We start from the raw sequence: 8,053 nt of genomic DNA on the forward strand, positions 1-8,053 counted from the left end.
TCTATTATCTATACTGAAAATGAACTAGAAAGTTTGGTTATTTATGTTTTTTGAACAACTTCCCCAACAACTAGTCAATGGTATTATCTTGGGTAGTATCTATGCTCTACTTGCCCTTGGTTATACCATGGTTTATGGGATTATCAAATTGATTAACTTTGCCCATGGAGACATCTACATGATAGGTGCCTTCGTTGGTTACTATGCGATTAACAGCTTGAAGATGAACTTCTGGATTGCTCTTGTTTTTGCTATGCTTGTCTGTGCGATTTTAGGGGTTGTTATTGAGTTTTTGGCTTATCGCCCACTCCGTAATTCGACACGTATTTCTGCCTTGATTACAGCTATCGGTGTCTCATTCTTCCTTGAGTACATCATGGTTCTATTTGTAGGAGCAGATACACGTTCATTCCCTCAAAAGATTGCAATTGAGACTTATCATCTTGGATCAATCTCTGTAACAAATGTGCAATTGCTTATCTTGGTAGTTGCGCTTGTGCTTATGGTTGCTCTTCAATTGATTGTTAAAAAGACTAAGATGGGTAAAGCTATGCGTGCCGTATCTGTAGACAGTGATGCGGCTGAATTGATGGGTATTAATGTTAATAACACTATCAGCTTCACTTTTGCTCTTGGATCATCACTAGCAGGGGCAGCGGGTGTCCTTATTGGTCTTTACTATAACTCTATCGAACCTCTTATGGGTATGACGCCAGGTATTAAAGCCTTTGTTGCCGCTGTTCTTGGTGGTATCGGTATTATCCCAGGTGCAGCACTTGGTGGATTTGTTATCGGTATTTTGGAGACATTATCAACTGCAATTGGTTTGTCAAGTTACCGTGATGCCATCGTTTATGGTGTCTTGATTGTTATCCTTTTGGTTCGCCCAGCGGGTATCCTCGGTAAAAATGTGAAAGAGAAGGTGTAAGACATGAAGAAAAATCTAAAAGTAAACCTTATTTGGTTTGGTCTTATCATTGGGCTCTTCCTTATCTTGAAAGGTCTTGAACTTTCAGGTATCATGAACCTTTACTATATCCAAATCTTAATGGGGATTGGAATCTCAATCCTTATGGGACTTGGTACTAACTTGGTTCTTGGTTTCTCAGGGCAATTTACACTTGGGCAAGCTGGTTTCATGGCAATTGGTGCCTATTCATCAGCTATCATTACTGGTATGATGCCAACATATGACGGTTTCTACCTCTCAATGGTTGTCGGTGTCATCATCGCAGCTATTGTTGCCCTTATCTTTGGTCTACCTACCCTTCGTTTGAAAGGTGACTACCTTGCCATTGCAACTCTTGGTATGGCTGAAATCATCCGTATCATTATTGTTAATGGTGGTGAATTGACCAATGGTGCCGCTGGTTTGACAGGTATCCTTCCTTATACTAGTTGGCCTGTAATTTATTTCTTTGTGGTAATCATTACCATTTTGGTGCTTAATTTCTTACGTTCAGCAACTGGACGTCAAGCAATCACTCTTCGTGAAGATGAAATTGCTGCTGAGTCAATGGGTGTTAATGTCACAAAAATGAAGGTTCTTATCTTTGTTATCGGTGCCATGATTTCAGCGATTGCTGGTTCACTTTATGTCAGCTATATCGGTACTGTTGTGCCAAAAGATTTCACCATCATGAAATCAATTGATTACCTTATCATTGCTGTTCTTGGTGGTCTTGGATCAATCACAGGTACTATCATTGCTGCTGTTGTTCTTGGTATTATCAACATGTTCCTTCAAAACGTTTCAAACCTCCGTATGATTATTTACGCATTGGCTTTGATTCTTGTAATGCTCTTCCGTCCAGGTGGACTTCTAGGAACAAAAGAACTCTATCTCTCAAAATTCTTCAATAAATCTAAGGAGGGCAAATAAAAATGGCACTTCTTGAAGTTAAAAATTTAACTAAAAACTTCGGCGGTTTGACTGCCGTTGGTGATGTTTCAATGGAACTCAACGAGGGTGAACTGGTGGGACTTATTGGTCCAAACGGTGCTGGTAAGACAACCTTGTTCAACTTGTTGACAGGTGTCTATGAGCCAAGTGAAGGGACTGTAACGCTTGATGGTACAGTTCTCAACGGGAAAGCACCTTATAAGATTGCTTCTCTTGGTTTGTCACGTACCTTCCAAAATATTCGCCTTTTCAAAGACATGACAGTACTTGAAAATGTCCTTGTTGGTTTATCAAATAAGCAACCTTCAAATTTCTTTGCATCTCTTTTGCGTTTGCCTAAGTACTATTCAAGTGAGGAAGAGTTGAAAAACAAAGCTATGAAGCTCTTGGCTATCTTTAACTTGGATGGTGAGGCAGATACGCTTGCGAAAAACTTGGCTTATGGACAACAACGTCACTTGGAAATTGTTCGTGCACTTGCAACAGAACCAAAAATTCTTTTCCTTGATGAACCAGCTGCGGGTATGAACCCACAAGAAACAGCTGAATTGACTGCTCATATTCGTCAAATTCAAAAAGACTTCGGAATTACCATCATCTTGATTGAGCACGATATGAGTTTGGTCATGGATGTTACTGAGCGTATTTATGTTTTGGAATATGGACGTTTGATTGCCGAAGGAACACCTGATGAAATTAAGAATAACAAACGCGTTATTGAAGCTTACTTGGGAGGTGAAGCATAATGGCTATGTTAAAAGTTGAAAATCTCTCAATTAAATATGGATCTATCGAAGCTGTTAAAAACGTTAGCTTTGAAGTTAATGAAGGTGAAGTTGTAACTCTTATCGGAGCCAATGGAGCAGGTAAAACATCTATTCTTCGTACAATCTCAGGTCTTGTTCGTCCAGCTGAAGGAACTATTTCTTACCTTGGAAATGAAATTCACAAAACACCAGCTCGAAAGATTGTTGCAGATGGATTAGCTCAAGTGCCTGAAGGACGTCACGTCTTTGCAGGATTAACCGTAATGGAAAATCTTGAAATGGGTGCCTTCCTTCATACAAATAAAGAAGAAAATACAGCTCTATTGAAAAAAGTCTTCCAACGTTTCCCACGTCTAGAAGAACGTAAGAATCAAGACGCTGCAACACTTTCTGGTGGTGAGCAACAGATGTTGGCGATGGGTCGTGCCCTCATGAGTCGTCCGAAACTTTTGCTTTTGGATGAGCCTTCAATGGGACTTGCTCCAATCTTTATTCAGGAAATTTTTGATATTATCGAAGATATTAAGGCACAAGGGACTACAGTTCTTTTGATTGAACAAAATGCCAATAAGGCTTTGTCAATTGCGGATCGTGGTTATGTTCTTGAAACTGGTAAAGTGGTTCTTTCAGGTACTGGTGAAGAACTTCTTGCATCAGATGAAGTTCGTAAAGCCTATCTTGGAGGATAAGAAAAAGCGCCCAAGGGCGTTTTTCTATCGTCTCATGCTGATTGTAAAATACTAATTTTTCAGTAAGATATTGCAATCGGTTTCACTTAATGTGGTATAATACAAGTAAGAAATCATTCGGAGGAAAATGAAACATGGCAGTAAAAGATTTTATGACGAAACGTGTAGTTTATGTCTCACCAGAAACAACAGTTGCAGCAGCTGCAGATATTATGCGTGAGAAAGGTTTGCGCCGTTTGCCAGTAATTGAACACGATAAACTTGTTGGGCTTGTTACAGAAGGAACAATGGCGGAGGCCTCACCATCAAAAGCAACAAGCTTGTCAATTTATGAAATGAACTATCTCCTTAATAAGACAAAAGTAGGAGATATAATGATCAAGAATGTCCTTACTGTTTCCAAATATGCTAGCCTTGAGGATGCAATCTATATCATGCTTCAAAATAAGGTTGGAGTCCTTCCAGTTGTGGACAATGACCAAATTTCTGGAATTATCACAGATAAAGATGTCTTTCGTGCTTTCTTGGAAATTTCTGGTTATGGTCAAGCTGGAATTCGTATTGGGTTGGAAGTTCCAGATACTCCACGTGTTTTGGAAAAAATTGCGAACCTTATTGCTAGTGAGAATCTCAACATCGAACGTACAATTGTTGCCCCTAAAAATGACACTGTACTTCGTGTTGAACTTCAAGTTGAAGGAGAGATTGGGATTGAACAACTCAAGAAGGTTTTTGTAGAAGCAGGATTTACAGTTACTGAAATTGCTGAAACAGAGGCAAAAGAGCTAGACTAACAATAAAAGGGGGAAACAGAACGAATTCTTAACACCATATAATCTCTAAAAACAGTAAGTCTGTAGAGATTATATGGTTAGCACCCCTAAAAACTTGCTTTCACATGCAAAATCATGAATTACAGGCTTGAAATTATTACAATAAAAAGAGGATAGAACATTATGTTCCAGCCTCTTTTTTATTAGTCTTGAAAATCGTAAAGTGTTGTAGAGAGGTAACGTTCACCGTTATCTGGCAAGAGTGTCAAGACTTTCTTACCTTCTCCAAGCTCAGCAGCAACTTTTAGGGCGGCAGCAATAGCAGCACCTGATGAGATACCTGCTAGGAAGCCTTCTTGGCTACCCAATGTACGTGATGTTGAGATAGCCTCATCAGAAGGAATACGTACAACGCTATCATATGATTTTGTATCCAATGTGTCAGGAATGAAGCCAGTTGAGATACCTTGGATTTTATGTGGACCTGGTTTGTCACCATTCAATACAGCAGATTCGTCAGCTTCAATACCATAAACTTTGATATTTGGGTTAGCGGCCTTAAGTGTTTTAGAAACACCTGAAATAGTACCACCAGTACCAATACCAGCAACAAAGGCATCCAAACCATCTGCTCCAAAATCTTCAAGAATCTCTTGCCCAGTTGTATCAGCATGAACAGCTGGATTTGAAGGGTTGGCAAATTGAAGTGGCACCCAACCATTGCGCTCAGCAGCAACTTCTTTAGCCTTAGCAATAGCACCTTTCATTCCTTCGCTACCAGGAGTCAAAACAAGTTCGGCTCCATAGGCTTGGATGATTTTACGACGTTCAACACTCATTGTGTCAGGCATTACGATGACTACCTTGTATCCTTTAGCAGCGCCAACCCAAGCGAGACCGATACCTGTATTACCTGAAGTTGGTTCAACAATAGTATCACCAGGTTTAATCGTACCAGCTTTTTCAGCGTCTTCAATCATACGAAGAGCAATACGGTCTTTAACTGAAGAACCAGGATTAAATGCTTCGAGTTTAACATAAACATCTGCTGATCCTTCTGGAACAATAGAATTAAGTTTAATAACAGGTGTTTTTCCAACAAGTTCGGTAATTGAGTTGTAAATTGTCATATTTAAAATCCTCTTAATCTTTGATTGATGCTTTTAAGTATACGACGGTAAACCTAACTTGTAAAATACATCTTCTTTATCACTGTGATAATGTTTGACTATCAGACAGGAATCTCAACAATTTTCTTACCGGATTTTTCATAATTTACTTTTCCTTGATAGAATTCAGTAAGCTCTTGACCGAGTCTTTCAATCTCAGACTCTTCAACAAACAAAGTGGTAGAAACTTCCGATAAGAAAGTTGTATTAAATTCTTGGAGACCTTCTTTTTCAAGGAAGTTTGGGAAAACTTGGTATTGAGAGTAGGTTAATTCTACGGTTAGTCCTGTTAATTCCTTGACTTCAACTCGTCCAATTTCTTCGATTGCATGGGCAACACTACCTGAGTAAGCACGGATAAGGCCGCCAGCACCTAATTTGATTCCACCAAAATAGCGAGTTACAACTGCTACGACATTAGTAAGTCCTTGTTTTTCTAGAACGGTAAGCATGGGCACTCCAGCGGTTCCAGAAGGTTCGCCATCATCACTAGAACGTTTAATTTGACCCTCTTCTCCGACAATCATTGCAGAGCAAGAGTGATTGGCCTTGTGATGCTCTTTCTTAATCTGAGCGATATACTCTCTCCCTTCTTCCTCATTGTTAATACGTTTCAAGTGACAAATAAAACGAGATTTTTTGATTTCTTCTTCAACGATTCCATCGTTGGCAATTGTTTTGTAATCCATAAAAAAATTTTATCATAAAAAGGTGAATTCAAACATATTTTCGAATAGAAAGTTATGATACCTAAAGAATATTATGGACGACTATTTACGAAAGCACAAGTACCAATGGACTATCTCTCAGAGGCTGTGAGATTAGAAAGTATGATAAAGGTTGATAAAAAACTCAGATGCAAAAGATGTTATAGTCAAATAGAGGAAGATTGGCAATTACCGAATGGTCAGTATTATTGTAGAGTGTGTATTGTCTTTGGTCGAAACCAAGAAGGAAAAGAACTCTATTACTTTCCTTCAAAAAAATCAGAAGTTGACTTTCCTGTCTTGAAATGGTTGGGGAAACTGACTCCTTATCAAAATGAGGTCTCAGAAAAGCTTTTAAATACTTATAAAAATCAAAAACATAGCCTTGTTCATGCAGTGACTGGTGCTGGTAAGACAGAGATGATTTATAAGATTGTTGCCTATGTTCTTGAAAATAAAAATCGTGTCGCTATTGCAAGTCCCCGAGTTGATGTTTGTCGAGAATTGTTTCTTCGTATGCAGAGAGATTTTACTTGTAGTATTTCTCTGCTTCATGCTGATAGTGAACCATATGATGGTAGTCCGCTCGTTATAGCTACCACTCATCAATTACTTAAGTTTTATCATAGCTTTGACTTGATTATTGTTGACGAAGTTGATGCTTTTCCCTTTGTAGGGAATGTCATGTTAAATCATGCTGTTAAACAGGCAAAGACGGAAACAGGTCGGTATATTTATCTAACAGCAACTTCTACATTAGCTTTAGAAGAGCAAGTGCGCCTTGGATCTTTAGAAAAGCATCACCTTGCTAGACGATTTCACGGAAATCCTTTAGTCCTTCCTCGTTTCTTTTGGCAAGGAAGGTTACAAAAGTCGTTAACGAAAGGTAAGCTCCCTAGCCCTTTAATTCACCAGATTAAGAAGCAGCGTAAATCAAATTTTCCTCTATTAATCTTTTTCCCTAATATAGCAATAGGTGAAAAGTTTACTGTTATCCTAAAAAAATATCTTCCTACTGAAAACATAGCCTTTGTTTCATCTAAATGTGAGATGCGTTCAACTATCGTAGAGAAATTCCGAGAAAAAGAACTGTCCATCTTAGTGACAACAACTATTCTCGAACGTGGTGTCACCTTCCCCAAAGTAGATGTATTTGTTTGTATGGCGAATCATCACTTATATACAAGTTCAAGTCTTATTCAGATTGGAGGTCGAGTTGGACGATCACCCGATAGAACGACAGGAAAGCTTTATTTCTTTCATGAAGGACTTTCTGAATCTATGCTTCGCTGTAGAAAAGAAATAAAGCTGATGAATAAAAAAGGAGGATTTGACAATGAAGTGTCTACTATGCAATGAATGGATTGAATCAGTAGTACAATTAAGTGATTTGATTATGTTTAAACAAAGAAGAGAGTACTCTTGTGAAGATTGTAAAGGTCGATTTAAAAAGATTGGGAAGGTGAAATGCTCCAATTGTTATAAAATATTAGATGGAAATGGTTGCATTGACTGCAAAATTTGGGAGAAAAAAGGCTATATTCCAAAACATTTTGCCATTTATCGTTATGAAGAAAACATGAAAGAGTATTTTAGTCGCTATAAATTTATGGGAGATTATTGCCTTAGAAAAATATTTCAACAAGAAATTAGAACCAATTTAAAATCTTTTTTAAAGAAAGATTATGTATTAGTACCTGTACCCTTGTCGGAAGAACGCTTGGAAGATAGAGGATTCAATCAAGTTAAAGGATTACTAGAGGGAATTCCTTATAAAAATATTTTTGAGAAAAGAGATATTGAGAAGCAATCCTCGAGAACACGCGAAGAGCGGTTAAGTCAAGATAATCCTTTCAGTTTGAAGAAAGGCATTGAATTACCAAGTAAGATTATCATAGTCGATGATATTTACACAACAGGATCTACCCTGTACCAAATGGTCAAGCTATTAGATGACTTGGATGTTAAAGATGTTTTGACCTTTTCCTTGGCTAGATAATAAAAATCCTTGCAAATTTTCATGAAAAGGATATAATAAAGATAAA

The 8,053-nt window shown here is 38.0% G+C and carries 9 protein-coding genes; 7 read left to right on the top strand and 2 right to left on the bottom strand.

The genetic code is table 11. The features are described 5' to 3' along the window. Positions 1–43 precede the first annotated feature (43 nt). The 5 genes from RWZ99_RS01715 to RWZ99_RS01735 all read left to right on the top strand — a co-directional run bounded on the left by RWZ99_RS01715 (position 44) and on the right by RWZ99_RS01735 (position 4,153). Positions 44–928, top strand: coding sequence for a branched-chain amino acid ABC transporter permease (locus RWZ99_RS01715; RefSeq protein ID WP_314675988.1), 885 nt, complete (start codon positions 44–46; stop codon positions 926–928). Between the two features lie 3 nt (positions 929–931). After that, on the top strand, positions 932–1,882 hold the full coding sequence (locus RWZ99_RS01720) for a branched-chain amino acid ABC transporter permease (RefSeq protein WP_002883720.1): 951 nt from the start codon (positions 932–934) through the stop codon (positions 1,880–1,882). Between the two features lie 2 nt (positions 1,883–1,884). Continuing rightward, positions 1,885–2,649, top strand: a complete 765-nt coding sequence (locus RWZ99_RS01725) for an ABC transporter ATP-binding protein (RefSeq protein WP_314675990.1) — start codon at positions 1,885–1,887, stop codon at positions 2,647–2,649. Next, positions 2,649–3,359 carry an ABC transporter ATP-binding protein gene (locus RWZ99_RS01730; RefSeq protein WP_314675991.1) on the top strand — a complete coding sequence of 237 codons (711 nt, stop codon included), beginning with the start codon at positions 2,649–2,651 and terminating at the stop codon, positions 3,357–3,359. Before RWZ99_RS01725 ends, RWZ99_RS01730 begins: the two co-directional genes overlap by 1 nt. 134 nt (positions 3,360–3,493) lie before the next feature. After that, positions 3,494–4,153 (top strand): CBS and ACT domain-containing protein, encoded by a 660-nt coding sequence (locus tag RWZ99_RS01735; RefSeq protein ID WP_155213027.1) that lies wholly within the window; start codon positions 3,494–3,496, stop codon positions 4,151–4,153. A 182-nt stretch (positions 4,154–4,335) separates the two neighbouring features. On the opposite strand, the gene cysK is transcribed toward RWZ99_RS01735, so the two are convergent. Both cysK and RWZ99_RS01745 read right to left on the bottom strand, forming a co-directional pair. Continuing rightward, a complete protein-coding gene (gene cysK, locus RWZ99_RS01740; protein WP_314675992.1) occupies positions 4,336–5,262 on the bottom strand; it encodes a cysteine synthase A in 927 nt (308 codons plus the stop codon). 101 nt (positions 5,263–5,363) lie between these two features. Continuing rightward, complete coding sequence (locus RWZ99_RS01745; RefSeq protein ID WP_314675993.1) at positions 5,364–5,990, bottom strand: YigZ family protein; 627 nt, start codon at positions 5,988–5,990, stop codon at positions 5,364–5,366. 54 nt (positions 5,991–6,044) lie between these two features. Between RWZ99_RS01745 and RWZ99_RS01750 the strand changes: the two genes are divergently transcribed. After that, on the top strand, positions 6,045–7,367 hold the full coding sequence (locus tag RWZ99_RS01750) for a DEAD/DEAH box helicase (protein WP_314675995.1): 1,323 nt from the start codon (positions 6,045–6,047) through the stop codon (positions 7,365–7,367). Continuing rightward, a complete protein-coding gene (locus tag RWZ99_RS01755; RefSeq protein ID WP_314675997.1) occupies positions 7,345–8,007 on the top strand; it encodes a ComF family protein in 663 nt (220 codons plus the stop codon). Before RWZ99_RS01750 ends, RWZ99_RS01755 begins: the two co-directional genes overlap by 23 nt. Positions 8,008–8,053: the final 46 nt, after the last annotated feature.

Origin of the sequence: uncultured Streptococcus sp. (assembly GCF_963545685.1) — a bacterium.
In the GTDB taxonomy this organism is placed as follows: domain Bacteria; phylum Bacillota; class Bacilli; order Lactobacillales; family Streptococcaceae; genus Streptococcus.

Excerpts from the sequence above, each read along its gene's own strand:
- RWZ99_RS01735 (WP_155213027.1), top strand. The coding sequence starts at position 3,494 with ATGGCAGTAAAAGATTTTATGACGAAACGTGTAGTTTATGTCTCACCA.
- RWZ99_RS01745 (WP_314675993.1), bottom strand. The coding sequence starts at position 5,990 with ATGGATTACAAAACAATTGCCAACGATGGAATCGTTGAAGAAGAAATC.
- RWZ99_RS01720 (WP_002883720.1), top strand. The coding sequence starts at position 932 with ATGAAGAAAAATCTAAAAGTAAACCTTATTTGGTTTGGTCTTATCATT.
- RWZ99_RS01715 (WP_314675988.1), top strand. The coding sequence starts at position 44 with ATGTTTTTTGAACAACTTCCCCAACAACTAGTCAATGGTATTATCTTG.
- RWZ99_RS01750 (WP_314675995.1), top strand. The coding sequence starts at position 6,045 with ATGATACCTAAAGAATATTATGGACGACTATTTACGAAAGCACAAGTA.
- RWZ99_RS01730 (WP_314675991.1), top strand. The coding sequence starts at position 2,649 with ATGGCTATGTTAAAAGTTGAAAATCTCTCAATTAAATATGGATCTATC.
- cysK (WP_314675992.1), bottom strand. The coding sequence starts at position 5,262 with ATGACAATTTACAACTCAATTACCGAACTTGTTGGAAAAACACCTGTT.
- RWZ99_RS01755 (WP_314675997.1), top strand. The coding sequence starts at position 7,345 with ATGAAGTGTCTACTATGCAATGAATGGATTGAATCAGTAGTACAATTA.
- RWZ99_RS01725 (WP_314675990.1), top strand. The coding sequence starts at position 1,885 with ATGGCACTTCTTGAAGTTAAAAATTTAACTAAAAACTTCGGCGGTTTG.